Annotated in this window: 21 protein-coding genes, 1 pseudogene and 1 CRISPR repeat array; of the genes and pseudogenes, 10 read left to right on the top strand and 12 right to left on the bottom strand. The window is 69.3% G+C overall.

Annotated elements, in window-relative coordinates; all coding sequences use genetic code 11:
• The first annotated feature begins 94 nt into the window (after positions 1-94).
• A complete protein-coding gene (locus tag ACGFIW_RS21055; RefSeq protein ID WP_393318117.1) occupies positions 95-2,356 on the top strand; it encodes an ATP-binding protein in 2,262 nt (753 codons plus the stop codon).
• A 22-nt stretch (positions 2,357-2,378) separates the two neighbouring features.
• Here ACGFIW_RS21055 and ACGFIW_RS21060 read toward each other — a convergent pair whose 3' ends face one another.
• The 3 genes from ACGFIW_RS21060 to ACGFIW_RS21070 all read right to left on the bottom strand — a co-directional run bounded on the left by ACGFIW_RS21060 (position 2,379) and on the right by ACGFIW_RS21070 (position 4,769).
• Entirely contained in the window at positions 2,379-2,720 is a 342-nt protein-coding gene (locus ACGFIW_RS21060) for a GlsB/YeaQ/YmgE family stress response membrane protein (RefSeq protein WP_393318120.1), read from the bottom strand.
• A gap of 394 nt (positions 2,721-3,114) precedes the next feature.
• A complete protein-coding gene (locus ACGFIW_RS21065) occupies positions 3,115-4,491 on the bottom strand; it encodes a serine hydrolase domain-containing protein (protein ID WP_393318123.1) in 1,377 nt (458 codons plus the stop codon).
• Positions 4,488-4,769, bottom strand: coding sequence for a hypothetical protein (locus tag ACGFIW_RS21070; protein WP_393318126.1), 282 nt, complete (start codon positions 4,767-4,769; stop codon positions 4,488-4,490). The genes ACGFIW_RS21065 and ACGFIW_RS21070 overlap by 4 nt, the downstream gene beginning before the upstream one ends.
• Positions 4,770-4,925: 156 nt before the next feature.
• Between ACGFIW_RS21070 and ACGFIW_RS21075 the strand changes: the two genes are divergently transcribed.
• Both ACGFIW_RS21075 and ACGFIW_RS21080 read left to right on the top strand, forming a co-directional pair.
• Positions 4,926-5,960 (top strand): helix-turn-helix domain-containing protein, encoded by a 1,035-nt coding sequence (locus ACGFIW_RS21075; protein WP_393318129.1) that lies wholly within the window; start codon positions 4,926-4,928, stop codon positions 5,958-5,960.
• 338 nt (positions 5,961-6,298) lie between these two features.
• The gene (locus ACGFIW_RS21080) at positions 6,299-7,090 is read left to right on the top strand and encodes an SDR family NAD(P)-dependent oxidoreductase (protein ID WP_393318132.1); all 792 of its coding nucleotides are present in this window, start codon (positions 6,299-6,301) and stop codon (positions 7,088-7,090) included.
• 146 nt (positions 7,091-7,236) lie between these two features.
• On the opposite strand, the gene ACGFIW_RS21085 is transcribed toward ACGFIW_RS21080, so the two are convergent.
• Positions 7,237-7,434 carry a hypothetical protein gene (locus tag ACGFIW_RS21085; RefSeq protein WP_393318135.1) on the bottom strand — a complete coding sequence of 66 codons (198 nt, stop codon included), beginning with the start codon at positions 7,432-7,434 and terminating at the stop codon, positions 7,237-7,239.
• 124 nt (positions 7,435-7,558) lie between these two features.
• On the opposite strand from ACGFIW_RS21085, the gene ACGFIW_RS21090 reads away from it, so the two are divergent.
• The 5 genes and pseudogenes from ACGFIW_RS21090 (at position 7,559) to ACGFIW_RS21110 (ending at position 10,000) form a co-directional block, all read left to right on the top strand.
• On the top strand, positions 7,559-7,780 hold the full coding sequence (locus ACGFIW_RS21090) for a hypothetical protein (RefSeq protein WP_393244947.1): 222 nt from the start codon (positions 7,559-7,561) through the stop codon (positions 7,778-7,780).
• Positions 7,743-8,087: a DUF6879 family protein gene (locus ACGFIW_RS21095; protein ID WP_393318138.1), complete on the top strand. Its 345-nt coding sequence runs from the start codon at positions 7,743-7,745 to the stop codon at positions 8,085-8,087. The genes ACGFIW_RS21090 and ACGFIW_RS21095 overlap by 38 nt, the downstream gene beginning before the upstream one ends.
• Positions 7,976-8,344 carry a DUF6879 family protein gene (locus ACGFIW_RS21100; RefSeq protein WP_393318141.1) on the top strand — a complete coding sequence of 123 codons (369 nt, stop codon included), beginning with the start codon at positions 7,976-7,978 and terminating at the stop codon, positions 8,342-8,344. Before ACGFIW_RS21095 ends, ACGFIW_RS21100 begins: the two co-directional genes overlap by 112 nt.
• 158 nt (positions 8,345-8,502) lie before the next feature.
• A pseudogene (locus ACGFIW_RS21105) lies at positions 8,503-8,901 on the top strand (nb-arc domain-containing protein); the annotation flags it as partial.
• 142 nt (positions 8,902-9,043) lie between these two features.
• Positions 9,044-10,000, top strand: a complete 957-nt coding sequence (locus tag ACGFIW_RS21110; protein ID WP_393318144.1) for a tetratricopeptide repeat protein — start codon at positions 9,044-9,046, stop codon at positions 9,998-10,000.
• Here the strand turns inward: ACGFIW_RS21110 and ACGFIW_RS21115 are convergent.
• From ACGFIW_RS21115 to glgX, 8 genes are all read right to left on the bottom strand, one after another.
• On the bottom strand, positions 9,997-10,554 hold the full coding sequence (locus ACGFIW_RS21115) for a hypothetical protein (RefSeq protein ID WP_393318147.1): 558 nt from the start codon (positions 10,552-10,554) through the stop codon (positions 9,997-9,999). The two genes, ACGFIW_RS21110 and ACGFIW_RS21115, sit on opposite strands and share 4 nt — an antisense overlap.
• 14 nt (positions 10,555-10,568) lie before the next feature.
• The gene (locus ACGFIW_RS21120; RefSeq protein WP_393318150.1) at positions 10,569-11,792 is read right to left on the bottom strand and encodes an exonuclease domain-containing protein; all 1,224 of its coding nucleotides are present in this window, start codon (positions 11,790-11,792) and stop codon (positions 10,569-10,571) included.
• A 17-nt stretch (positions 11,793-11,809) separates the two neighbouring features.
• Entirely contained in the window at positions 11,810-12,508 is a 699-nt protein-coding gene (locus tag ACGFIW_RS21125; protein WP_393318153.1) for a DUF6218 family protein, read from the bottom strand.
• Between the two features lie 276 nt (positions 12,509-12,784).
• Complete coding sequence (locus tag ACGFIW_RS21130) at positions 12,785-13,933, bottom strand: helix-turn-helix domain-containing protein (protein WP_393318156.1); 1,149 nt, start codon at positions 13,931-13,933, stop codon at positions 12,785-12,787.
• 259 nt (positions 13,934-14,192) lie between these two features.
• The gene (locus tag ACGFIW_RS21135; protein ID WP_393318159.1) at positions 14,193-15,335 is read right to left on the bottom strand and encodes a multiprotein-bridging factor 1 family protein; all 1,143 of its coding nucleotides are present in this window, start codon (positions 15,333-15,335) and stop codon (positions 14,193-14,195) included.
• 352 nt (positions 15,336-15,687) lie between these two features.
• Positions 15,688-16,020: direct repeats of the CRISPR family, unit length 28 nt; unit sequence GGAAGACCCCCGCGCATGCGGGGACGAC.
• Positions 16,021-16,568: 548 nt separating this feature from the next.
• A complete protein-coding gene (treZ, locus tag ACGFIW_RS21140; RefSeq protein ID WP_393318162.1) occupies positions 16,569-18,293 on the bottom strand; it encodes a malto-oligosyltrehalose trehalohydrolase in 1,725 nt (574 codons plus the stop codon).
• On the bottom strand, positions 18,290-20,596 hold the full coding sequence (gene treY, locus ACGFIW_RS21145) for a malto-oligosyltrehalose synthase (protein WP_393318165.1): 2,307 nt from the start codon (positions 20,594-20,596) through the stop codon (positions 18,290-18,292). The genes treZ and treY overlap by 4 nt, the downstream gene beginning before the upstream one ends.
• A gap of 1 nt (position 20,597) precedes the next feature.
• Complete coding sequence (gene glgX, locus ACGFIW_RS21150; RefSeq protein WP_393318167.1) at positions 20,598-22,715, bottom strand: glycogen debranching protein GlgX; 2,118 nt, start codon at positions 22,713-22,715, stop codon at positions 20,598-20,600.
• A gap of 483 nt (positions 22,716-23,198) precedes the next feature.
• Between glgX and ACGFIW_RS21155 the strand changes: the two genes are divergently transcribed.
• Positions 23,199-24,470, top strand: coding sequence for a glycosyltransferase family 4 protein (locus tag ACGFIW_RS21155; protein ID WP_393318532.1), 1,272 nt, complete (start codon positions 23,199-23,201; stop codon positions 24,468-24,470).
• Positions 24,471-24,819: 349 nt separating this feature from the next.
• A complete protein-coding gene (locus tag ACGFIW_RS21160; RefSeq protein ID WP_393318170.1) occupies positions 24,820-25,464 on the top strand; it encodes a maleylpyruvate isomerase N-terminal domain-containing protein in 645 nt (214 codons plus the stop codon).
• The last annotated feature ends 172 nt before the right edge of the window (positions 25,465-25,636 follow it).

The raw sequence follows: 25,636 nt of genomic DNA on the forward strand, positions 1-25,636 counted from the left end.
ACCATCGAGGTACGCGGGCAACGGCCGATCGCGACCACCGAGGCAGCCGACACAGGGGACACGAAACCGCATCCACGGCACCTATCATCTCGAGATGATCGAGCCTGCGCTGCCGTTCGGTGAACATCTGCGTACATTGCGCCGGGCCGCGGGTCTCACCATCGAGCAACTCGCCGAGGCGTCCGGGGTCAGCGCTCGCGCGATCAGCGACATGGAGCGTGGGCACAGCCGTACTCCGCAGGTCAGGACACTCGCCGCCCTGGCCGACGGCCTGGGCCTGGACGACGAGGGCCGCGCCGGGTTGGTGGCGGTCGTGCGGGCGGCCCGCTCGCCCAGTGCCGCCGGGCGACCACGGCTGTGCGAGTTGCCGCGCGGGGTCGGCGACTTCGTGGGCCGAGAAGCCGAGTTGGCCATCGCCCGGGCCACCGCCGGGCGGGTCGCGAGTGGCGATGGCCCGCCGCCGGTGTTGGTGGTGCACGGGCCACCCGGGTTGGGTAAGACCGCCTTCGCGGTGAGGGTGGCCGAGGAGTTGCGCGACAGCTTTCCGGGCGGTGCGATGTTCCTGGACCTGCGCGGCACGGACGCCGTACCGCTGCCGGTCGGTGAGGCTCTTCGTCGGCTGCTGCGGGCGCTGGACGTCAGTCCCAGCCAGATCGCACACACCGATGACGAGCGGTCGGCGCAGCTACGGGCGGTGCTGCGGGAGCGGCCCTGTCTGCTGGTCCTGGACAACGTCGGTTCGGAGACGCAGGCCCGGATGTTGTTCCCGGCCGGGGGACGGTGCCTGGTCGTCGTGACGAGCCGCCGGACACTTGGCGGCCTGGAGGGCGTCGTGCGGGTCGGGCTGCCGCCGTTGGCCGTGGCCGAGTCGGCCAGCCTGTTGGCGGCGATCGCCGCGCAGGCCGCGGACCCGGCCGCCCTCGAGCAGGTCGAGCTGGTGTCCGGGCTGTGTGGCCACATGCCGCTGGCGCTGCGGATCGCGGGCACCCGCCTCGCCGCACGTCCGCAGTGGACCATCGGCCATCTGGTCGACCGACTCGTCGACGCGGACCGTCGGCTCGCCGCTCTGACCGCCGGTGACACCGGGGTGGCGGCCGCGTTCGCGTTGTCGCATGCCCAGTTGTCGGCCCCGGCGGCCTTGCTGTTTCGTCGGCTCGCCCACGTGCCGGGTGTCGACTTCGCGGCCCCGTTGGCGGCCGTGCTGACCGAGACCGGCGTGTTCGAGGCCGAGGAACGCCTCGATGAGCTTGTCGAGTTGGGTCTGTTGCAAGCCGAGGGCGTCGACAGGTATCGGTTCCATGACCTGATCCGGCTCTACGCCGGGCAACGGCTGTCGGCCGAGGAACCCCCGGCCACCCGCACGGCGACCGCCCGGCGGATGACCGACTGGTTGCTGGAGACCGTGATCGTCGCCGGGCGTTGGTACGAACCCGCGTACGGCGCGTTGCCCGATGACTGGGACGGCCTGGTGCCGTTGGCCACCTTGGAGGAGGCCGGTACCTGGCTGCGGGCGGAGACGGACAACTGGCTCGCCGCCTACCGTGTCGCGGCCGAGGACGGCCGGCACGAGCTGGTCGTCCGTGTCGCCGAGGCCCTGCACTGGTACGCCGACTCGACCCGAGTGTGGCGCGGATGGTACGAGGTGTTCGAGGTGGCACGGACGGCCGCAGCCGCCCTGCCCGACCGGCGCAGACTGATCGCCCAGATGAACGCCTTCGCTTGGGCAGCGATCTATGGCGCTGGCCGTACCGAGGAAGGCGCCGAGGTGGCGATGGAGGCGCACCGGATGGCCGAGGCGATCGGTGACCTGGAGGGACAGGGCTGGGCACTGCAGTTCGCCGCGGCGGCCTGGCGGCGCATCGGCCGGCTGGAGGAGTCGGTGTGGGCCCTTCGCGAGGCCCGTGACCTGGCCGACCGGGCCGGTGACCACGACGGTTACATGCAGATCTTCCAGGGCATCGGATTCGCGCTGATCATCATGGGCCGTCACGACGAGGCCATCGACGAGTTCCAGCAGGCGCTCGTCGAGTTGGACCGTCGCCCGGTGTCGGCCCGGGCGGACCTGGGCGCCCGCGCTGGTGCCCTGAGCGGCCTGGCCGAGGCGCACAACCTCAACGGCCACTGGGCGCAGGGGCTGGAGGCGGCCGAACGGGCGTTGCCGGTCGTGCTCGAACGGGGTGAGTCAATCATGATGGGCGACCTCTACTTCGAGTTGGGCAGAGCCCGAGCCGAACTGGGATTCGTCGCCGAGGCCCGTGCCGACCTCACCCGCGCCCTTGAACTGCTCGACGGCACCGGCCGTCGCGATCCCCAACAGGCCATGGCCCGGGAGATCCTGGCCAGGCTGGACACCTGACGTGCTCCGGTCATGAGGTGCTTCAGCCCTTGGCCCGGCTGCGACGGGCCCGCCGAGGGGGCTTGTCGTCGCCGCCGGCGAGCCGGGTGAAGGTGAGCATGTTCGCCAGCGCCACGGCGATGATCGCGAGGCCGACCTGGATCGCGAGCACGACCCAGTCCCAGCGCAGCACCCACACCTTCACGTTGGCCCCGTCGTCGATGTCGAGTGCCCTGGCGACCACGGTGCCCAGCACCGCCGAACCGACCCCGATGACAAACGTGGCGAAGACGCCGATCCGCTGCCTCCCCGGCAGGATGAGTCGGCCGAGCAGGCCGACGAGGGCACCGATGAGCACCGCGCCGAGATAACCGCTTACCAGCATTGCCGTCTCCCCTCCAGCAGTCCCGACGTACATGCCCGGATCTCACGTCTCCGGAAACCCCGCCCCGGCGTGACCACCCGCCGTCGTCCTGGACCGGAGCAACCGGCAAGTCACCGGGTAAGGCCGACACGCGTCGCCAGCCGCGCCACGCCGGCCGGCGCCGGCTGCGCGCAAGCAAACGTCGGCGATCGCGGTACGCCCCGACGACCGGCACGAACCTCAACCGGCGCTACCGCGAGTCCGAGCAAGCGGTGATCGCGCGTTGACCCGGTCGTTCACGTCTCGGCGATGACTGGCCGGTCACATCGCCGCACTACGACTACTGGTTGTCGACTCGGCACGGCTGGTGGCCGTGTACCACGACGAGGATGGGCGCTTCGTCGTTGTCCGCGCGTCAACCTGAACGTGGGTGTACCCGGCAGTTGGTGTGGAGGTATCGGGCTGCGCCGTCGGTGAAGTCGTAGATCGCGACCGTCTGGGGGTCCTCCAACGGGTCCGCCGGTGGCATCAGGAAGTGTGTCTCGCTCACCGGCTGGAGTGCGTAGCTGATGCGGTCTGGTTTCTGGAGGAACTCCGCCTGCATCGGGTCGAGGACCAGGGTGAGACAGAGCGTTCCGCTGTCGGTGGACACTTCGAATCGGGTGCCGGGTCGCTCGTAGACGCCTTCATACCTGGACAGGTCGAGGTGCAGCGTTGGGTCCGGTGCGGGCAGGTCTGGGATGGTGACCGTGCCGAGGTCGACCAGGATCTCGTTGAACACCGTGCGGTAGAGGCTTTCTCGTGGTCCGCCGTTGGTCAGCATCGCGATCGCGGTGTTCGAGTCGGGCAGGACCCGGAGCCGGGCGTTCTGCCCGATCGTGCTGCCGTCGGTGGCGTAGACGGTTTCACCGTGCCAGTCACAGACGATGAGGCCGAGTGCCCATGCCGGCCCGAACAGGTACGGATCGGGTACGGGGACTCGCGAACGCATCATCTCCTGCATGCTTTCGGCCGAGACAATGCGCTTCCCGTTCGGCGCTACGCCCTCGTTGAGCAGGACATGCGCCATCGTGAGTACGTCCGGGATCGTCGAGGTGATGTTGCCGCCGGGGCCGAAGGCGCGCGGCAGGTAGTCCACCGGCGTGACGATCGGGCCGTCGTCCAGTGAGCGGATCAGGTGCCCGGTCGCGGCCCGGGTTTCGTCCACCTGCCCCCGCCAACTGCTCGTGCTGGTCAGACCCATGGGATCGAAGAGACGATCGCGCATGATGTCGTCCCAGCGTTTGCCGTCGAGCACCTCCAGGATCCGGGCGAGGATCGCGTATCCCAGGGCCGCGCTGTAGCCGTGGGTGTGGCCCAGCGGGAAGACCTGGGACGCGTCGGCGATGGTGGCGACCATGCGCTCGTAGACGTCGTCGTCCTCGCCGGGATCGCCGTACGCCTCCTCGACGCCGTCGGCGTGGTAGAGCAGGTGACGCGGGGTGATCTTGGCGCTTGCCTCGGGATCGGCCACCCTGAAGCCGGGCAGGTAGGTCCGAACCGGCTCGTCCAGGTCGACCTTCCCCTCGTCGACGAGTTGCATGAACGCCAGCGCGGTCCACGTCTTGGTCATGGAGCCGCACTGGTAGACGGTGTCGATCGTCGCGGCTTCCCCGGTTTCCACGTTCCTGACCCCGACCGCGAACTCGACGACCGTCCCGTCGTGGAGCACGCCGATCGCGGCGCTCGGGATGCCGTACTCCGACAGGAGTTCGGCGACCCGAGTCCGGATCCGCGGCACGTCGAGCGTCATCGCGGGAGCCCCACCGCGTTCGCCGCGTCCGCTTCGAAGTACTCCGTCGTGGCGTAGGCGCCCGCGTGCGTCTCGAAGAATTCCCGCACGCCGTCGATGGAGTCGTGGGTGATGACGTTGACCGCCTTCGCCCCGTCCTTACTCGCCACCGCCACCTTCCACGTGGCGCCCCTGGGGAGCGCGGCGTGCCCCTTCTTCAGGCCACTCCAGAACCTGCTGTTGTCCGAGACCGTCGATACGGCCAGCACGTGCACCACCATTGCCCTCCCTTTCAGCATGCGGAAAAGCTACGTTGCGTTTTATGCGTGGTCAACAGGACGGACGCTTAAAACCTAGGTCAGAGGCAAGGAGTTGCAACAGGCTTGTGAGTGAACGCAACTAACCCAGTGAAGCCGTTGCAATGTACTGTGATTGAACGCAAGGAGGGGGTGCAGATGCCCGGAGCCAGGCTGACCCAGGAGGACCGCAGCCGGATCGCGGCGTGGCTGGCCGACGGACTCGGGTACGCCGAGATCGGCCGCCGGCTGGGCCGGCCGACGTCCACGATCAGCCGGGAGGTCGCACGCAATGGCACGCCCGGCGCCTACCTGTCTGAACACGCCCAGCAGGCCGCCGGCCACCGTGCTCGCCGGCGCAGGCCCCGACCGTCCGGGGCGACGACCGACAAGCAGACCACCGAGGTGGTGCGGGGCTTCGTGGACCAGTTCGCAACCCTGTTGGCCGCCACCGGACTACCCCGGATGACCGCCCGGGTGTTCGTCTGCCTGCTCGCCGCCGACGCCAGCGGCCTGACGGCAGTCGAGCTGGTGCACCGGCTACAGGTCAGTCCGGCGTCGGTGTCCAAATCCATCGGTTACCTGGAAGCCATGGACCTGGTGGTGCGCCGACTGGACCCCGGTGGTCGCCGGGAGCGGTACGTCATCGACGACGATGTCTGGCTCCGGGCATGGCAGTCCGACACCAGCGCACACGGCGAGATCGCCATGGCCGCGCAGCAGGGCGTCGAAATCTTCGGCGCCGACACGACCGCCGGAGTCCGGCTGGGCACGATGGGCCAGTTCTTCGCCCACCTCAGCCAGCAGATGAGCGGCAGCATGCTCGCCGAGCCCGCCGTTCATGACTCGCTGACCGTGCTCGCCGCGCTCGTGCACGCCGGTCGACCGCTCATTCTCACCACACTGGCCACCGCGCTCGACTGGCCCCGGGACCGCCTCACCGCCGCCCTGGAGGCGATTCAACGTCACCCCGCCATCGCCGATCCGCTCGTCCTGCGGACCATCGAGCCCCAGACCTACACCGTCACCACCAGACCGGACCGCCTCAGCCCGGCGCAACGCCAAGCCCTCGAAGACGTGAGCCACACACAGCGCCGCGCAAGAGACCGGACCAGACAGCTCCCACCGTCCAGCGCGCCATCACCCCTCCGGTCGGTGGCCAGCACCACACCGCCTGATCCAGCGACGAGGTGATCCTGGGGCGATGGCGGACGAGCGATGATCGATCCGGCCAAACCGTCGTCGTGCACCACGGCTCCAACCCACAATGTGATCGGCAGCCGCCGTGCGGAGCGCCCGGTTGTGGGTGGGTAACGCCACGGACCGGTACGGCCGGCTCAGCAACCCGAGACGGGACTTTCCGCGCAGTCAGGCCAATCGGCCGTGGCCGCAGGTGCCAACGGTCCGACCAGCGTCGGCCACTGACGCGGTGCTCATCAGATGCTCATCGGTCTGCCGCAAGGTCGAGAGGAAGCACCTGCCGACGTCCGGCAAATGCACCAACCGGCGACCACTCACGAGGAGAACAGCACGTGGACCTGCAGCTCAGCGGCAAGACCGCATTCATCAGCGGATCCAGTCAGGGCATCGGTTACGCCACCGCGAAGGCCCTGGCCGGCGAGGGTGTCAACGTGGTCCTCAACGGCCGCGACCCGGCAAAGCTGGCCGAGGCTGTCGAGGTGTTGCGTCAGGAGGTGCCCGGCGTATCCGTCACCGGTATCCAAGCGGACTTCTCGGTTGCCGAGGACGTCGACAGGCTGTGCGACGAACTGCCCAGCGTCGACATTCTCATCAACAACGTCGGGCTCTTCGAGCTCAAACCCTTCGACCTCATTTCCGACGAGGAATGGCGGCGCTACTTCGAGGTGAACGTACTCAGCGGGGTTCGGCTCGCGCGGCACCTCATGCCGGCAATGCTCGATCGGGGGTGGGGCCGGGTCGTGTTCGTGAGCAGCGAGTCGGGCGTCAACATTCCCGCCGACATGATTCACTACGGCACGTCCAAGACGGCGATGCTCGCAGTCGGCAACGGCCTGGCGAAGCTCACGAAGGGCACTGCGGTGACCGTCAACTCGGTGCTGGGCGGCCCCACCTATTCCACCGGCGTCGCCGAAACGGTCAGGTCGCTGGCCGATGCCCAGTCCCTCCTCGAAGATGACCTGAAAGTGGCGATCATCGGCGCCAACCAGACCTCCCTCCTGGGACGCTTCATCGAACCAAGCGAGATCGCAAACGCCGTGACCTTCCTCGCCAGTCCCGCCGCGTCCGCCATCAACGGATCGGCGGTACGCGTCGACGGAGGTGTGCTGACAACGATTCTGTGAGCCCGCGGCGGGATTGACCCGTCGCCGGTCGAACAGGCCCCAGGCTGCGGTCCTGATCGCGATGCCGGGCATCGGGGTCAGGACCGCGCATCCTGACGCCCCGGCGTGGCCACGCATCATCGCCCTGGGCCGGAGCAGCCGGCCAGTCAGCGGGTGAGGCCGACAAGCGTCGCCAGCCGCGCCACGCCGGCCGGCGCCGGCTGCGCGCGGGCAACCTCGGCGATCACGGTACGCGCCAACGGCCGGCACCGAACCTCAGCCGGCGCGACACTGTCCGCGTCCACCAGGGCGCGGGCAGCCCCGCGCAGGTCACCCACCTGGAGGTACGCCCGCGCGACATCCACCAGCTACGCGCCCGGATTCGCCAAGATCAGAAACAAGGTATCGGCTTGTTGGGTCACTACGCTAAGCACTACTCTCCTGACCGACAGCATTTGCCAGCCGTCTGTCTCTGTGATGGAGGTCGTGATGAAGCTGACCAAGCTCTATAAGGATCCTGGCTCGGGTGGCAACGGGTGTCCCACGGTCTACCTCGGCGAGAGCGGGGAGCTTGTCGTTCAAGGGAACCTCATCGACGAGGCCACCCTCGGCGAGCTAGAGAACGTTCTTCCTGGTGAGGGCGCGGTGCGGCTTCCCGCCGAGGTCCTGCTCGGTGCCATTGAGCGCTACCGCGAGTCCGAGCAGCGGTGAGCGAGCGTTGACCCGGTCGTTCACGTCTCTCGATGACGACGAGTTCAACCAACTGTTTCGCGACTTCCGTTACACGGCTTACCGGCTGGAAACGCTTCAGCGGTACGACGTGTCGTACGAGCAGGATGAGTTCGCGCGCTTCCTGGCGGGTCAGACCCGCGGCGAGTTCCCGGGATCACAGCATGGTGCGAGACCGTGCGGGCCGCGGTGTCGGTGGGCAAGCGCATGCACCGGGTCCATGTCGTCGCCGAGCCGCTATCCGATTATGTGCGGTTCGAGTGTGGATGGGCTTACGAGCACACGGTGAAAGCGGGCGAGGACGTCCGACTCATCGTGGTTCCCGGCGATGACTGGCCGGTCGCACTGCCGCACTACGACTACTGGTTGTTCGACTCAGCGCGGCTGGTGGCCATGTACTACGACGAGGGTGGGCGCTTCGTCTCCGGCGAGTTGATCAGCGAGCCGGAGCAGATCGTGCAGGCCAATCTGTGGCGTGATGCGGCCGTCTCAGCTTCTGTTCCCTACCGGACGATCGCAGACCAGCTCCAGATCCACGCCCCATGATCCGCCGCTCGCCGCCGGGGCGGCAGCGTGATGGACTCAAGCCGCCGCGTCAACTTCCCCTCGACGCCCCCCGCTTCGTCAACCGCAAGCAAACCCTCACCCGGCTGGACGCGGCGCTGCCGACCGACGACGAACCCGCGGCTGCGGGCCACCGGCCAATGACCGTGGCCACCATCGCGGGCGCACCCGGTGTGGGCAAGACAGCACTGGCTGTCCATTGGGCTCACCGCGCACGCCGGTGGTTCACCGATGGCGACCTCTACGTCGACATGCGCGGCTACGGCCCTGGACCAGCCCTCGACGTCGGCCAGGCGCTGGACACGTTCCTCCGCGCCCTGCACGTGCCGGCGGAGCAGATCCCCACGGACACGGACGGACGTGCCGCCCTCTTCAGGTCCGTCCTGAACGGCAAGCGCGTCCTGATCGTGGTGGACAATGTGTCCACCGTCGGTCAGGTCCGGCCACTACTCCCGGCCACGCCGACCTGCATGGCGATCGTCACCAGTCGCAGCCGACTGTCCGGTCTGGTGGCACGGGAAGGAGCATCGCGGATGACTCTGGACGTCCTGACTCCCGAAGAAGCAATAGCGCTGCTCAGCGACAGCATCGGCGGGGGCCGCGCTCGAACGAGCACAGGCCGAGGAGACACCCGAGCAACAGCGACAGTCGCGACGCCGCGTCTACTCCTGGTACCTGTGGATGGCCGAAGAAGGCCGCAAGGTCATCCTTCCGTACTCGCATGCCATCGCTCTGCCCGCTGGCGAACCTGGCGTCGCCCTCACTCCTCCGCGCACGGTGGCCGAGGCGATGGCATGGTTCGAGCGGGAACGGCTGAACCTTCTGGACACCATTCGGCAGGCCGACGATCTGGGAGAACTCGACATCGCCTGGCAGTTGCCGGTGGTCAGCGACGGCTTCTTCGAGCTCAAGTCCTACTGGGCCGACTGGCGCGACATCCACCTCACCGGCCTACGTGCGGCGCGCTCCGCCGGATCGCGTCTCGGCGAGGCTGCCAACCTCCGCTGCCTGGGCGACGCCTACTGGCGCATGGGGCAGCGCGAGACCGCGCTCGACTGCTATCACCAAGGCATCGCCGCGAGCCGTGACGTCGACGACCACTGGGTGGAAGGATTCTGTCTGCGTGGACTCGGCCTCATCCACGAGGAGCTTGCGCAGACGGACGAGGCCATGGACCTCCACGGCCAGGCGAGAGAGGTCTTTCGCCGCCACGGCATCACCCGTGGCGAGGGCATGTCGTTGCTCAGCCTCGGCAACGGGCACCGCGCACGCGGGGACCTCGACACGGCTATCGCCTACTACCAGCAGGCCGTTGCCATCCTCGGCAGCATCGACGATCACTGGAGCGTCGCCTGGGCCTCCTATCCCCTCGGCTTGGCGTATCAACAGGTCGGCCGGCTCGACGAAGCCCTGGAGCGGCACACGCATGCCCTGGAACTGTTCCGCAGGTTCGACGACCGACGTTGCGAAGGGCTCACCCTGGCAGCCCTCGGCGACACTCACCACGCCACCGGCCAGCACGAAGACGCACAACGCTGCTGGCAGCAGGCACTACAGATCCTCGATCCCCTCGGAGATCCCCATGCCGGGGCAGTTCGCAGCCTTCTTGCGGGGATCGGCAGCGGCGGGAGCACCTAGTCACGGCTGCCCGGCGCCGCCTTGCCTTGCTCCTTGCTCCACTGCCACAGAGCCCTGTCCAAGGTCCGCAGGTCGGTGTTTGCGCGTTTGGCTAGATCCGTGCATACCTGCAGGTAGGACATGTAGTTCGGCTGCTGGCTCAACTCGCCGTGGGCTCGTAGCGTCTCAATCGCCCGGAAGTCGGTAACGGTGAAGGCCGATGGTTCGCAGGCCATGAGGAGCGCGCTCGCGATCGGCACACCGACACCGTCGAGCAGGCAGAGAATCCGGTGGCGCAGACGCTCTGGTGCTGCAAGTGCCATGCGCGTCAGATCCTCGATATCGCTGTCGCTGTTGCGTTCGATGTACGTGGTCGACCGTGGGCTCTTCCAGAGGACCACTTGCCGTAGGTCACTGCGGTTGTAGTACCCCCGCTTGGCGACAGCCGGCCCAACCACATCGAGCACGTCGGTCTCCAGCGGCCTCACCTGGTATCGATCACTCCAGTACAGGACGAAATCCCTGGTAATCGCTGGCTTCGTGCCGTCGTGGTCAAACTGATCTACCGAAGGCATCGCCCCTCCACGCTCTAAAATGCGCTGACAGCGAGCCCGGCCAGCATGTTCTGGTACGCGGCGGGGTGCACGATCGGGATGCCGTACTTGCGAGCCACCACGGCCTTACCTGACATGGTGTCCGGGTCTGCGGCGACGAGAAGCCGCGTCTTCTTGGTGACGTTGTCACCGACGGCGAGGCCCGCCGCTCGTGCCCCCTCCTGCCACTCGCTGCGTGGTGGATCCATGGCACCGGTGAAGACGACCCGATCACCCGCTTGTAGCCGCCACTCGTTGGGGCGGCGCTGTCCTGGAATATCGGTAGCTGCGACGGCCAGCGCCTTCTCGACATCTGATCGGTGCAGGCCGAGCAGTTCGGCCACCTCGTCCAGGTCGTGCCGTTCGGCTGTGGTCAGGACGCCGTCTTCGAGCGCCATGCCCGCAAGGCTCGCCAAGTAGCCTCGGTGCAGGTGGTCCACGTCGACGCGGGCGAGTCCGAGGGTCTCCGCCGTGGCGACGAGCGCGTCAGCTTCTGTCGCCGAGATGTGCCGGTCGAGGAGCACCTGATCGAGCAGGGCCAGGTAGGCATCGCCTTCAAGCTCGCGCAACCGGGGCAGGCGGTCGACCAGCCGCGCGAGGAAGTGCTGTTGCCGATGGCCCGCTCTGCGGCGCTGGACGGCCACAACGGAGCTGGTGGAGATCGTGGGCCACCGGAGCCCGGCAGCTGCGGTTGCGGTGGCAGCCCACGGGGGCGGGCTACCGGCTGCTCGGAGGAAGTAGCTCAGCAGTTGCGCGGAGGCGCGGGCGTCGTGCAGGGCCGAGTGCGCTTGGTGGGGCGGCAGTCCGGCGAGGCGACAGCAGTCACCGAGACTGCGACTGGCCGACGGTAGGAAATGCGAGGCCAGCTGCATGGTGCAGAGGCCGGGTGCGTGGCGGATCGGCGCGTTGATGCCAACACGCTGGTATTCGGCATGCAGGAACCGGGCGTCGAAGTTCAGATTGTGTGCGACCAGGACTCGGCCGCGCAGCAGGCTGGCGAGGTGCCCGGCAACCTGGTCAAAGCCCGGTGCGGTCCGCGCCTCCGCGGCCGTGATGCCGTGGATGTGCTGTGGCCCGAGGTCACGGTTCGGGTTGACCAGACTGCACCATTCGTCGGTGGTCCGACCGTTCTCGTCAAGGTGCACGACGGCCACTTCGACGATCCGATCGTGCCAACTGGTACGGAGGCCGGTGGTTTCAAGGTCGATAACTGCGTACATGGGTGGGCCTCCTACGCCTATGCCGGGGAGTTGCTACGGGCGGCTTTGCGCAGCTGCGCCAACCACAGCGGCGGCAGCGGTTGCGGTTCACCCAGCGATCGCAAGTAGGTGCGGCGGTAGCGCGCCTGCTCGGTGTCCTGCCACAGCTGGGCGGTTCGTGCGACTGCGGCAGTCACCGCCAGCGCCGTCGCCGCGACCGGTGAGGCCGAGGCGAACCGGTCCTTGATCGCCCAGGCGCCGAGGTGTTCCTGGTCCGGCATCGGTGTGGCCCAAGCGAGCGGCGCGATTTTCGATTTGACGCGCGCTCGGTGCTGCGCCACAGCAGTGGAGTAGGTGGACCGATGTGTGCTGATTTCCTCGAGCAGCTCAGGGATGCTGAGGATGGTGTCCGCAAGCCTGGAGAGCAGTTCGGCCGGGACGACGTCGGCGATCCTGGCCAGCACCGCGACGGGCGTCTGACGGTCCCAGTCGATCAGGCATCGGTCTTGCACGTTCCACATGATTCGGCGGAATTGCTCTGGGTCCCGTTCGATCTCGTCGAACGGGACTACCCATGCTCCACCGGCCAGTCCGGTCGGGCCGAGACGCCACACCGCCAAGGCGTCGCTACCTGCGTTGTCGGGGCCGACAGCCAGGACTGCGTGGCCGCGCACACCGGGTACGTACTCGATTGGGATGGACAGCTCGTTCTCGGGTGCCTCGATGCCGATGCTCATGCAGATCCTCAAAAGTCGACAGCGGGATGATCACCGTAAGGAGTTCAGGTGAAATCCGGAGTCAACTATTCGGGCCGTCATGTCGCCCTTATCGCACATGGAAACCGCACCATGTGTCCTCTATCGACTGGCACCCGCTGTCCGAACGGTTACTGAAGGCAGACATCAGTCTGTTGCGGCCATCCGCAGAAACTGGCAATGCGCGGAAACCGTTTCGACGATGCAAGATGAGTGGACGCCGAGGCCGGTCGTCCGTCCCGGGTCAAGACAGTCCAGTCAGCGGGTGAGGCCGACGAGCGTCGCCAGTCGCGCCACGCCGGCCGGCGCCGGCTGCGCGCGGGCAACCTCGGCGATCACGGTACGCGCCAACGGCCGGCACCGAACCTCAGCCGGCGCGACACTGTCCGCGTCCACCAGGGCGCGGGCAGCCCCGCGCAGGTCACCAACCTGGAGGTACGCCCGCGCGACATCCACCAGGTACGCGCCCCGATACTCGGCCGGCAACCGCCGCCACGTCTCCCGCCGCACCACGCCCGAGTGCCCGTGCAGCGCCTCGTCGGCGTCACCCCGGTGCGCCGCCACCACCACCCGAGCCAGGTCGACGGCGATCGGCCCGAAGCTGGTGCGGTGCGTGTCGTCGTACCCCCGAAGGTGTGCGGCAACGCCCGCGGCCCGGTCGGTCAGCCCCCCGGCGCGGTGGTGGTCGCCGCTGCCAGCGGCGGCGAGAGCGGCCTGCACCAGCAGCGTCCCACCCACCGCCCACTCCCCCGCCGACCGCTGCGGCCGAACACGGTTCGCGGCAGCGAGGGACGCGGCCAGGGCCAGGTGGTCGCGGCCGGCGGCGCGCAGCGCCTGGCTGACCGAGATGGCCGCCGTCGCCGCGAGCGCCGGGTCGTCGGCGGCGGTGGCCATCGCCCGGTCGGCCGCCAGCCAGGCCAGGTCGGCCTCGCCGAGCTTGACCAGCAGGGACGAGGTGATCCGGTACGCCGGCACCAGCACCTCCGCCGACCGCACACCCTGGACCGCGTCGAGCAGACCCGGCAACACCCGCACCAACTGCCCGTAGTGCGCGTGCTGGTAGGACAACCAGGCGTACCCGATCTGCCTTCGCAGCTCCTCCGGCGTCTGCGCCGGGGCCGGCGGAATGTCGTAGCGGGCGAGCGCGGCCCGGATGTCGTCCACCCCGTCCGGCGTGCCCGCCGGGGTGCTCGGCTGCTGACCGAGCAGCACCTCCGGATCGACCCGCAGGACGTGGGCGAGTTCCTGGATCACCGAGTACCGGTCCAGGGTGCGCACGCCCCGCTCCACCTTGTCCACCCAGCTCTTCGACCTGCGCAGCCGGTCGGCGAGCATCTGCTGCGTCATCGACCGCCGCACCCGCCAGCGGGCGACCCGGCGGCCGATCGGGAGGTCATCGTTGGTCACGCCGCCACCGCCGGTCCGGGACCGCACGGGTCGTGTCATCGATGGGTACGCGCTCCGCCTCGGCCTGGGCCAGGAGGCGCTGTTTGGCGGCCTCCCGCTCAGCCGCCTCAGACTGCTCGCCCTTGTTTGCTGACTCGTCGCCCTGCATGCCACCTCCGTCGACAGTGGGCGCGACGTCGTCTCGGAACAGTTACTAACGCCGTCACCCACCGTCATCATCTAAGCGACGATCCGTGGCAGACCAGGCGAAACGCGTCCGTTATGGCATAGCGGACAGTCGAAGGTGGTGCACGGCCTCGGCCACTTCGCGGGCAAGTTCTCGGGACGCTGCGGCAAGCGCGATGGAGTCTGCCGTCGACAGGGTCTCGCGAGCCGCTGCCGTGTCGCCAGCCTGCGCCTGCGCGACAGCGAGATGCACCAGGTTCCGACCGTGCCACTCCGCAGCGCCGGCCTCCTCGCTGACGCCGGCGACACCGGCCGTCAGCAGCTCTAGCGCGCGATCGTTCGCACGACTGTCCGCAGCACCGAGATACCGCCAGACGCTCCCCTGTTGGACGGCGAAGAACGATGGTGTGTACCAGTAGCCCCACGGGGACAGTGGTTCCTCTGCCGCCTGAGCCGACAGGTCCGATGCCTCGGACAAACGCGCGAGCACGTCCGTGGTGGCAGCACCGGCCATAGCAAGACCTCTGGCCTCCTGACCTGCGCAGTAGGCACGTAGGGCCGTGTTCACGGTCTCGTCCCGCCGCGACTCCCGCGACAGCTCGATCATGGTTGGGAGGTCGTGGCGCAACTCGGCATGGTGCCCCTGGAAGGACAGCACGGTAGCGATCAGATCTGTGTTGCCGGCCTCGGTGGCCCATTGCAGAGCCCTCGCGTTCCAAACTGTGGCAGCGCGCACCTCACCCCGCGCAATGCTTAACCAGCCTACGAACTGCGCCCACTGCCCAGCGACATCGACAATCCGGGGAAGCAAGTCCTGTGGGGCCTCCCGCAGCAAGTCGGTCACGGTGCTGAGATGGGTACGGACCGGCCCCATGATCGGGCCTGACCCGACGGCGTCCTCCAGCCGGCGGTAGCCACCGAGAAGGTCTGAAAGAGCATCCGCGGCTGCACGATCGACCCTGCGAGGACGCACCCGCACGTACGCCAAGCGGTCGCCGCCGTCGGGAGCGTCAATGACCAATGCCGCCAAAGCGCCGTTCGCTTGCAGGGCGTCGTCGAGCCGGACCGCCACGTCTACCGTCGGCTTCGTCTGTCCTGCTTCCAACTGGTGGACGAGACTTTTGCCATGATTGACAGCGGCGGCGAGTTGCCGGAGGGAGAGACCCCGAGCCTCCCGGAGTCGACGCAGCTCAGCCGCGAAGCGTGGATCAACGATCGTGCTTGCGCGAGGGGGCATCGCGGTACTCCTAGCTCTCACAGGCCCGCAGGGTGATGCTACGGTCGGCAATCCTGCAGTCATAGACGGTACTCGCGACAGAGTGGGGTCGCTTAGGTGAGCCACCATCGCGCTCTCACCGTCGTGAGCGTCCCGCTATTCGGCCTGCTTTAACGCGGTGTAGACAGACAAGGACAAAAGGTCGCGCGGATGCGGGAAGACCGGCCGCAGAGCGTCGAGACACGGACCGTCCTGGCAAGCCCCAACACGTGCGGGAACGGCAGGATCCCGCGCAGGATGCGCTCGGTCTCGTACGGGAGCCCCGCGTGCGGGGGACGGCACCTACCACACATCGAAGTCGTGGTCGGTGGTCGGAGGAGCCCCACGCGTGCGGGGACCACGTCCACCGGACCGCGCCCGAGATGTAGACGGGCGGAAGACCCCCGCGCATGCGGGGACGACTACCCGAGCGAGCCTGTTATTCGAATGTCGCCGGGAAGACCCCCGCGCATGGGGGGACGACGCCGGCTGGCCAGCGTCGTTCGTTTCCGGCTTGGGAAGACCCACGCGCATGCGGGGACGACGGGCTCACCGTGCCGGTCCGTGGCGAGGGCGTAGGAAGACCCCCGCGCATGCGGGGACGACTCGATGGGGCGCATGGCCCGGAAGATGGCGTCGGGAAGACCCCCGCGCACGCGGAGGTCTTCCACCCAGCTCTAACTTCGACGCGAGCTGACCGACCTTGTCGGAGGTGGCGATGACGCACCAGTCGTCCCCGCACGCGCAGGGGTCTTCCGATCAGTGACCCGTCGGCCATCTCGTGCATCGGCGGTCCTCCTACCAGGGGTCGCCTGGGTGCCCGCCAGCTCCAATGTCGTCCCCGCGCTGGATCTCCCGGCGTCCCGGTTCGGGGCCTACCCCGCTGGCGTCGTCCCCGGCCACACGAAATCATGCTGTCGGTAGTGTGGAGGCATCGCCGGAGTGGATGCCCTCCCCTCACGCGGGGGTCTTCTCGGGATCGGGGCGGGCCGCTCCGCCTGCACGACGTTGTCCCCGCATGCGCGGGGGTCTCCCTCAGCGGATGGGGCCATGCGACCCGACGGCGCGATCGTCCCGGCACGCGCAGGGGTCGCCGGTGGTTGTGAATCGAGTGCTTGCCCTGGCTGTGGTCATCCCCCGCACGCGCGAGGGTATCCCTGGATGCGGTCCCGCTTCACTGTGTCGCCGTCGCCGTCGCTACGGAAACGGGGGTTTTCAGAGCGCCACGATCGCCGCAGTCTCCGCAGGCAACTGGATCCGGTCCCGCATCACCGTGACCCCCTCCTGCGTAGCCAACAGCACCCGCCGAGCCACCCCAGGCAGCGACACCCCCTGCCCCCGCCCCGCAAGGTTGGCGACCACAAGCGTGTCCCCCCGCCGCATCACCAAAAACTGATCCCCATGCTGCACAGAAACCGCGTGCAACCGAGGATCCGAAAGATCAGGGCAAGACCGCCGCAGAGCGATCAACCGCTGGTAAAACGCCAGCATCGAAGCATGCTCAGGCTTGTCCAGCTCCGCCCAGTCCAACCGCGACCGCACGAACGTCTCCGGGTCCTGCGGATCCGGCACGTCCCCCTCCGGCCACCCGTGCGACGCGAACTCCCGCCGCCGCCCGGTCCGCACCGCAGACGCCAACTCCGGCTCCGGGTGCGACGTGAAGAACTGCCAAGGCGTAGAAGCAGCCCACTCCTCCCCCATGAACAGCATCGGAGTGAACGGCGCGGTCAGCAGCAACGTAGCCCCGACCCGCAGCAGCGAGGGCGACAGCGAAGCCGAGATCCGATCCCCGGTAGCCCGGTTCCCGATCTGATCATGGTTCTGCAAGTAAGCCACGAGCCGGTGCCCAGGGACGCGGGAGTCCAGAGGCCGCCCATGGTGCCGGTTGCGGAAGCTGGAGAAGGTGCCAGCGTGGAAGAACCCACCAGTCAACACATCCGACAACGTCTCCAGGGACCCGAAGTCCCCGTAATACCCCTGCCGCTCGCCGGTGAGGAGAGTATGCAGCGCGTGGTGCGCGTCGTCGTTCCACTGCGCGTGCAGCCCGAACCCGCCCGCCTCCCGAGGCGTGATCAGCCGAGGATCGTTGAGGTCCGACTCCGCGATCAGCGACAACGGCCGCCCCACGTGCGTCGACAACGACTCGACGGCAACCGCCAACTCTTCCAGGATGGGCACCGCCCGCGAGTCGTGCAGGGCGTGCACGGCGTCCAGGCGCAGCCCGTCGACGTGGTAGTCCCGCAGCCACATGAGCACGCTGTCAATGATGTAGCGGCGTACCTCGTCGGAGTGCGGGCCGTCCAGGTTGACCGAACGCCCCCAGGCGTTCGAATGCTCCGTGAGGTACGGGCCGAACTGCGGCGCGTAGGCCCCGGAGGGCCCGAAATGGTTGTAGACGACGTCGAGGATCACCCCCAACCCCTTGGCGTGGGCGGCGTCGACGAACCGTTTCAGGCCATCGGGGCCACCGTAGGGCTGGTGGGGTGCGTACCAGCAGACGCCGTCGTACCCCCAGTTGTGTTCGCCGTTGAAGGCGTTGACCGGGAGCAGCTCGATCAGGTCGACGCCCAGTGACACCAGATGGTCGAGGCGGTCGATGGCCGCGTCGAAGGTGCCCTCCGGGGTGAAGGTGCCGATGTGCAGCTCGTAGAGGATGCTGCCGGGCAGTTGCCGGCCGGTCCACGAGGTGTCGGACCACGCGAAGGCGGAGTGGTCGTAGCGGCGGCTGGGTCCGTGCACACCAGCAGGCTGCCACGGTGAGCGGGGGTCGGGCAGCGGGGTTTCGTCGTCGTTCAGCAGAAAGGAGTAGTCGAGGCCGGCGTCGGGCACGTCGACGCGCCACCAGCCGTCGGCGGCGGCGCGCATCTCGTGGTCGGTGTCGCCGGTCAGGCGCAGTCGCACGCGGGTGGCGTCCGGGGCCCACACGGAGAATTCGGTCATGACGCAGCCTCCACGGCAGCGGTGGGAGGGGCCAGCAGTGCGACGGGATAGTCGGACAGAAGGTCGTCCAGAGGTGTCTCCCCGCCACTGTAGACCCGACCGGTGAACAGGTCGGTCACCTCGTTAACGGGAAGCGACAGTGCGGTGTCGCACCAGCCACCGGCGCGGGCCAGGCCCAGCGGCAGCCGGGTGGCGACGGTGATCGCGCCACCCCTGTCGAAGGCCACCACGTGCCGGCCCTGCGGCCCGTGCGCCGGCACCGGCCGGTAGCCGGTGAACAGCTCCGGGTGCGCCCGCCGCAACCGCAGGGTCCGCGACACGACGAGCAGCTTCGCCGCTCCGTCGGTGTCGATCGGGGGACGCCAGCCGCCGTCGAGGCGCGCCAGCATCTCTCGGCGTACGTCGAAGTCGACCGGGCGGCGATTGTCCGGGTCGACGAGGGAGTTGTCCCACAACTCGGTGCCCTGGTAGGTGTCCGGCACGCCGGGCATGGTGAGCTGCACGAGCTTCTGCCCGAGGGAGTTGCACCAGCCGGCCGGGGTGATGGCGGCGGCGAGTTCGGTCAGCTCGTCGTGCAGGCTCGGGTCGTCGTACATCCGGTCGATGACCGCGTGCATGGCCTGCTCGAAGGCCGGGTCCGGGTCCGCCCAACCGGTCGAGGCCCCGGCCTCCCGGGCGGCCTTCTCGGCGTACGCGTGCAGCCGTTCCCGTTCGATCGGCCACGCGCCTACGGCGGTCTGCCAGAGCAGGTGGGCGAACGCCGGGTCGGGCAGCGGCGCGTACTCCATCCAGGTTGTGACCTGCTCGGCCCAGCGGCCCGGCAGCTCGCTGAGCACGGCGAGGCGGGCGCGGACGTCCTCGCCGCGTTTGGTGTCGTGGGTGGAGACGGTGGTCATGCTGGCGGGCCAGCGGACCTGCTGGGCGGAGGCGAAGCGGTGGAACTCCGCCGGCGGCACCCCGAAGTGGGCGGGGCTGCCCCCGACCTCGTTGAGTGCCACGAAGCGGGTCCAGCGGTAGAACGCCGTGTCCTCCACGCCCTTGGCCATCACCGCGCCGGTGAGCTGCGGGAACCTGATGCCCAGCTCGTCGGCGGGGTCGCGCAGTCGGCGGGTGACCGCGTCCAGGGCGCCGGCCAGGTCGGGGCGGCGGCGGCCGGCCTCGGAGCGGGCGGCGGCGAGGTGTCGGGCACCGTGCGGCGGATACCCCCGGTAGACGGCGAACGCGGCGGCCAACTCGGCGAGCGCCGCGCGGGCCTGCTCGGCGGGCACCTCGGGGGCGAGTGCGGCGAGCCGGGTCAGCTCGGCGGCGAGGAGCCCGGTGGCGGCGGCCAGTTTGGTGGCGTGGGTGAGGTTTTCCCACGTGGTGTGCCGCCCGGTCAGTCGGGTGTCCAGCACCGTGAAGTCGCCCTCGGCGTCGGTGTCGACGAAGAGGCCGCTCACCGCGGCCAGGGCGTCGTAGCCGGTGGTGCCGTCCACCGGCCAGTCCGGCAGCTCCTCGCCGTACTCCAGGATCTTCTCCACCACGAGCCAGGCGTCCGGTGCGGCGGCCCGCAACCGGGTCAGGTAGCCGGCCGGGTCGCGCAGCCCGTCCGGGTGGTCGACGCGGATGCCGTCGACCTCCCCGGCGGCGGCCCAGCGCAGGATCAGCTCGTGGGTGGCGGCGAACACCGCCGGGTCCTCCACGCGCAGACCGGCCAGGCCCGCGATGGAGAAGAACCGGCGGTACGTCAGCTCGGCGTCACCGCGCCGCCAGGAGACCAGCTCGTAGTGCTGCCGGTCGTGCACCTCCCGGGCGCTGCCGTCGCCGGTGCCGTCGGCGATCGGGAAGCGGTGCTCGTGGTAGCGCAGCTCGTCGTCGACCACCTTGAGGTCGGTCAGGGCGGCCGGGTCGTCGGCGAGCACCGGCAGCAGCAGCCGGCCCCGATCCCAGTCGATGTCGAACCAGTCGGCGTACGACGAGTCGCGCCCCCGGCGCAGCACGTCCCACCAGGCCGGGTTGGCCGGCGGCACGGCGACCCCGGCGTGGTTGGGCACGATGTCGACGACCAGGCCGAGTTGCTGGGCCCGCAGCGCGCCCAGCAGTCGCTGCCGGGCGGCCTCCCCGCCCAGCTCCGGGTTGACCGCCCGGTGGTCGACCACGTCGTAGCCGTGCTGCGAACCGGGGGTGGCGGCCAGCAGCGGGGCGGTGTAGAGGTGGCTGACGCCGAGGTCGGCGAGGTAGTCGATGATCGCGGCGGTGGCGTCCAGGTCGAAGCCGGGGCGGACCTGGACGCGGTAGGTGGCCTGGGGAGGGGTGGCCGACATGTCAGATCGTCCTCTCCAGCACCACGAGGGACCGGTCCGGCACCCGGATGGTGCCGCCCGCGCTGATCACGGTGGCGTCGCCCGGTTCGGGTTCGGCCGTGCTGATCACCCGTTCCCACTTCTGGCCGTATTCGGAACCGGGCATGGTGAAGTCCAGTGGCGCGTCGTGGGCGTTGAAGCAGAGCAGGAACGACGCGTCGTGGTGTTTCTGGCCGTACTGGCCGCGCTCGCGGATGCCCTCGCCGTTGACGAACAGCGCCACCGAGCGGCCGAAGTCGTTGCCCCAGTCCTCGCCGGTCATCTCCCGCCCGTCCGGGGTGTGCCAGGCCAGGTCGGGCAGCGGCTCGTCGATGCCGCGCCCGTTCACCGGCAGGCCGGTGAAGAAGCGGCGGCGGCGGAACACCTGGTGCCGTTTGCGGAACGCCGTCAACGTCTGCACGAACTCCAGCAACTGCTCGTCGACGTTGTCCCAGTCGACCCAGGCCAGCTCGCTGTCCTGGCAGTAGACGTTGTTGTTGCCGTGCTGGGTGCGGCCCAACTCGTCGCCGTGGCCGATCATCGGGACACCCTGCGACAGCATCAGCGTGGCCAGGAAGTTGCGCCGCTGCTTGGCCCGCAGGGCGAGCACCGCCTCGTCGTCGGTGTCGCCCTCGACCCCGCAGTTCCACGAACGGTTGTGGCTCTCGCCGTCGCGATTGTCCTCGCCGTTGGCCTCGTTGTGCTTGTCGTTGTACGACACCAGGTCGTTGAGCGTGAACCCGTCGTGCACGGTGACGAAGTTGATGCTGTGGAACGGGCGGCGGCCGTCGTCCTGGTAGAGGTCGGCCGAGCCGGAGATCCGCGACGCGAACTCGGCCAGGGTGGCGGGCTCGCCGCGCCAGAAGTCGCGTACCGTGTCGCGGTATTTTCCGTTCCACTCCGTCCACAGTGGCGGGAAGTTGCCCACCTGGTAGCCGCCGGGGCCGACGTCCCACGGCTCGGCGATCAGCTTCACCTGGCTGACCACCGGGTCCTGCTGGACCACCTCGAAGAACGTGGACAGCCGGTCCACCTCGTAGAACTCGCGGGCCAGGGTGGCCGCCAGGTCGAAGCGGAAACCGTCGACGTGCATCTCGGTCACCCAGTAACGCAGCGAATCCATGATCAGTTGCAGGGAGTGCGGGCTGCGTACGTTGAGGCTGTTGCCGGTGCCGGTGTAGTCGACGAAGTAGCGGCGGTCCTCCTCGCTGAGCCGGTAGTAGCTGGGCGCGTCCACGCCCTTGAAGCTCAGCGACGGGCCGAGGTGGTTGCCCTCGGCGGTGTGGTTGTAGACCACGTCGAGGATGACCTCGATGCCGGCCGCGTGCAGCGCCTTGACCATGCCCCGGAACTCCTGCACCTGCTGGCCCAGCCGGCCCAGCGCGGAGTAGCCGTGGTGCGGGGCGAAGAAGCCGATGGTGTTGTAGCCCCAGTAGTTGCGCAGCCCCAGGTCGACGAGACGGTTGTCGTGGATGAACTGGTGCACCGGCATCAGCTCGATCGCGGTCACCCCGAGCCGGGTCAGATAGTCGATCATCGGCGGGGAGGCGATGGCCGCGTACGTGCCGCGCAGCTCCTCCGGGATGTCCGGGTGGCGCATGGTCAGCCCGCGCACGTGCGCCTCGTAGATCACCGAGTGGTGGTAAGGGGTGCGCGGCGGCTTGTCGTTGCCCCAGTCGAAGTACGGGTTGACCACCACCGACTTCGGCATGAACGGCGCCGAGTCGGTCTCCGACATCTTCTCCGGCTCGGCCAGGTCGTAGTCGTAGACCGCCGGGTCCCACCCCACGTCACCGTCGATGGCCTTCGCGTACGGGTCGAGCAGCAACTTGTGCGGGTTACAGCGCAGCCCGTTGGCCTGGTCGTACGGGCCGTACACCCGGTAGCCGTAGCGCTGCCCCGGCTCGATGCCCGGCAGGTACGCGTGCCACACGTAGGCGTCCACCTCGCGCAGTTCGACGCGGCGCTCCGCCCCGGTGTCCCACTCGTCGAAGAGGCACAGCTCGACCTTGTCGGCCACCTCGGAGAAGATGGCGAAGTTGGTGCCCATCCCGTCGTAGGTGGCGCCCAGGGGATACCGCTCGCCCGGCCAGACCTGCATGTTGCTCCTTAGACCATGGTTGTGCCCGCGCCGGCCGACGCATGCCCGCGCGCACGCAGGTATTGCCCCCCGCCCGGCAGCGCCAATCCATCCTTTCAGGCGGTGAGCGAAAACCACCCGTCTGATGCGGGCAACACCCTCAGGTGTCCTCCGTCACGATGACCCTTTTCGAGGTGCGTTCTCGGGCCCGATGCACTTTCCTTGACCGGGGACAAGCGTTCGCGTGTGTTCCGTCAGGCCCTCTGCCACCCCTTACACCTCACTCCGCCGCCACTGACGTCGGCGTATCACCATGCATGGACGGAGATTGATGTGACCCTGCGGGTCGACGAGCAGCACACTGCCACCAAGGACCGGGCCCACCGGCCCACCCTGACCTCCCGGTCCCCGCTCCCGACCCAGCCCGGTCTCTCCGCGCAGCCCGGCGCGACCGTGCCGGCGCAGCCCGGCCCCGGGGTGCCCCCGCAGACCCGGCGCATCCTGATGCTGTCCTGGGAATATCCGCCGGTGCTCGTCGGCGGCCTCGGCCGCCACGTGCACGCCCTCTCCGTCGCCCTCGCCGCCGCCGGCCACGAGGTCACCGTCGTCACCCGCCACACCGACGGCGCACCCATGGAGGAGTACGCCGACGGCGTACGCATCCTGCGCGCCCCCGAAGACCCCGTCACCTTCCCCCTCGCCACCGACTCCCTGCTGGCCTGGACCATGGCCTTCAACCACACCCTCACCCGCACCGCCCTACGCGCCACCCAGGCCGGCTCGTACGACGTCATCCACGCCCACGACTGGCTCGTCGCCCACACCGCGATGACGTTGCGCGACCACCTGGACATCCCGCTGGTCAGCACGATCCACGCCACCGAGGCCGGGCGGCACCAGGGCTGGCTGCCCGAGGAGATGAACCGCACCATCCACGGCGTCGAGCAGTGGCTCACCAGCGAGTCCAACCGGGTGATCGTCTGCTCCGGCTACATGCGCGACGAGGTCAACGCCCTGTTCGGCGTACCGGCCGCTCGGGTCGACGTGGTCGCCAACGGCGTGGAGCCGCACCGCTGGCGGGTGCCCGCCCGCGCGGTGGCCACCGCCCGCGCCCGGTTCGCCGGGGACGGCCCGCTTGTCACCTTCGCCGGCCGCCTCGTCTACGAGAAGGGCGTCCAGCACCTGATCGCCGCGCTGCCCCGACTGCGCGAGCGGCACCCGGGGCTGCGTGCCGTGATCGCCGGCGACGGCCCGTACCGCGCCGAACTGGAGGCCGAGGTGCACCGCCGCGGCCTCGGCGGCATGGTCACCATGCCGGGCTTCCTCGGCGGCACCGACCTGCCGGCGCTGATGGCCGCGTCCGACTGCTTCGCCGTGCCGAGCATCTACGAGCCGTTCGGCATGGTCGCCCTGGAGGGCGCCGCGGCCGGCGCACCCCTCGCCGTCGCCGCCACCGGTGGCCTCGCCGAGATCGTCGAGCCGGGCGTGACCGGGATGACCTTCCGCCCACACGACCCCGACGGGCTCGCCGACGCCGTCGACGCGCTGCTGTCCGACCCCGACCGCTCCCGCGTGATGGCCCGCCGTGCCCGCCGCATGGTCCACGACCAGTACGGCTGGACGGCGATCGCCCAGCGCACCGCCGACAGCTACGCCGCCGCCATCGCCACCGACGCCGCGTTCACCGCCCAACGCGCCGAGCAGCGCATGGCCCAGGGCCGCGCCCTCCCGGCGCTGCCCGAGGGCAACCTGCTCGCCGCCGCCGGCCTGCGCTAATCCGCACGGCGCACGGCGCGTGATCGACTCGGTTTTCTTGAAGTCGGGGTGTCCCGATGCTGAGAACCCCCCGACTTCCTGAAACCCGAGTCGATCACGCCGGTGCCCGACGCGGACCGGCCGGGCCCGCCAGTGCCCCGCGGACCGGCCGGGCCCGCCAGTGCCCCGCGGACCGCCCGGGCCCCGCCAGTGCCCCGCGGACCGCCCGGGCCCCGCCAGTGCCCCGCGGACCGCCCGGGTCCGCCAGTGCCCCGCGGACCGCCCGGGTCCGTCAGTGCCCGCTGTCTGGCCGGGTCCGCCAGTGCCTCGCTGTCCGGCGGGGTCCGGTTGTGCCTGCCAGGATGTGCGGATGTCTCGTTCTTTCGACGCCCTGGATTCCGCCTTTCCGGTTGCCGCCTCGATCGCTCTGGAGCTGATCCGACGCCCGGAAGTGACCGAGCGGTGGTCACGCCCGAGCGCGCTGCCGCACCTGTCCGTGGGAGGTCTCGCCTGCCACCTGGGGCGTCAGGCGGTACGGGCGGCGGAGCTGCTGCCGATGACGACCGACCTGCCCATCCTGGGGTCGGCCGACGACCACTACGAGCGGGCCGCCTGGGTGACCGAGGGTTCTCCGGACGAGGCGTCGGTCGCGTCGGGCCCGGACGAGGCCGACGCCGTACGGGGGCCGGAGGACCTGCACGCCCGCAGCGCTCAATCGCTGAACGAGGTCGGCGACCTGCTCTCGCGCGGAGCCGCCCGGGACGTCGTGCCGATCCCGTGGCAGGGCTGGGCCCTGCGGCGCGGCGAGTTCCTGCTCACCCGCCAACTGGAGGTCGTGGTCCACTCCGACGATCTGGCGGTGAGCGTCGGCGTACCCACGCCGGAGTTCCCCGCGGAGGTCTTCGACCCGGTACGCGACCTGCTGGTGCGGCTGGCGGTGCGCCGCCGTGGTCAGTCCGCGCTGATCAGCGCCCTGAGCCGCAGCGAACGAGCACAGGACATCTCCGCCTTCTGACGCCCCGCCATCGGGTGCAGCCGCAGCGAGTCGGTCGCACCCGCCCGGCCTCCGCCGCGAGTCGGTCGCACCCGCCCGGCCTCCGCCGCGAGTCGGTGGCACCCGCCCAGCCTCCGCCGCGCCGTGATCGACTCGGATTCCTGAAAGTCGGGGTGTCTGCCGGCGTGATCCA

Origin of the sequence: Micromonospora sp. NPDC048935, from assembly GCF_043197875.1 — a bacterium.
Classification (GTDB): Bacteria; Actinomycetota; Actinomycetes; order Mycobacteriales; family Micromonosporaceae; genus Micromonospora.

Coding starts and splice junctions, on each gene's coding strand:
- ACGFIW_RS21110 (WP_393318144.1), top strand. CDS start 9,044: ATGGCCGAAGAAGGCCGCAAGGTCATCCTTCCGTACTCGCATGCCATC.
- ACGFIW_RS21125 (WP_393318153.1), bottom strand. CDS start 12,508: ATGAGCATCGGCATCGAGGCACCCGAGAACGAGCTGTCCATCCCAATC.
- ACGFIW_RS21090 (WP_393244947.1), top strand. CDS start 7,559: ATGAAGCTGACCAAGCTCTATAAGGATCCTGGCTCGGGTGGCAACGGG.
- ACGFIW_RS21120 (WP_393318150.1), bottom strand. CDS start 11,792: ATGTACGCAGTTATCGACCTTGAAACCACCGGCCTCCGTACCAGTTGG.
- treY (WP_393318165.1), bottom strand. CDS start 20,596: ATGTCGGCCACCCCTCCCCAGGCCACCTACCGCGTCCAGGTCCGCCCC.
- ACGFIW_RS21055 (WP_393318117.1), top strand. CDS start 95: ATGATCGAGCCTGCGCTGCCGTTCGGTGAACATCTGCGTACATTGCGC.
- ACGFIW_RS21160 (WP_393318170.1), top strand. CDS start 24,820: ATGTCTCGTTCTTTCGACGCCCTGGATTCCGCCTTTCCGGTTGCCGCC.
- ACGFIW_RS21060 (WP_393318120.1), bottom strand. CDS start 2,720: ATGCTGGTAAGCGGTTATCTCGGCGCGGTGCTCATCGGTGCCCTCGTC.
- ACGFIW_RS21115 (WP_393318147.1), bottom strand. CDS start 10,554: ATGCCTTCGGTAGATCAGTTTGACCACGACGGCACGAAGCCAGCGATT.
- ACGFIW_RS21075 (WP_393318129.1), top strand. CDS start 4,926: ATGCCCGGAGCCAGGCTGACCCAGGAGGACCGCAGCCGGATCGCGGCG.
- ACGFIW_RS21070 (WP_393318126.1), bottom strand. CDS start 4,769: ATGCTGAAAGGGAGGGCAATGGTGGTGCACGTGCTGGCCGTATCGACG.
- ACGFIW_RS21155 (WP_393318532.1), top strand. CDS start 23,199: ATGCTGTCCTGGGAATATCCGCCGGTGCTCGTCGGCGGCCTCGGCCGC.
- treZ (WP_393318162.1), bottom strand. CDS start 18,293: ATGACCGAATTCTCCGTGTGGGCCCCGGACGCCACCCGCGTGCGACTG.
- glgX (WP_393318167.1), bottom strand. CDS start 22,715: ATGCAGGTCTGGCCGGGCGAGCGGTATCCCCTGGGCGCCACCTACGAC.
- ACGFIW_RS21135 (WP_393318159.1), bottom strand. CDS start 15,335: ATGCCCCCTCGCGCAAGCACGATCGTTGATCCACGCTTCGCGGCTGAG.
- ACGFIW_RS21065 (WP_393318123.1), bottom strand. CDS start 4,491: ATGACGCTCGACGTGCCGCGGATCCGGACTCGGGTCGCCGAACTCCTG.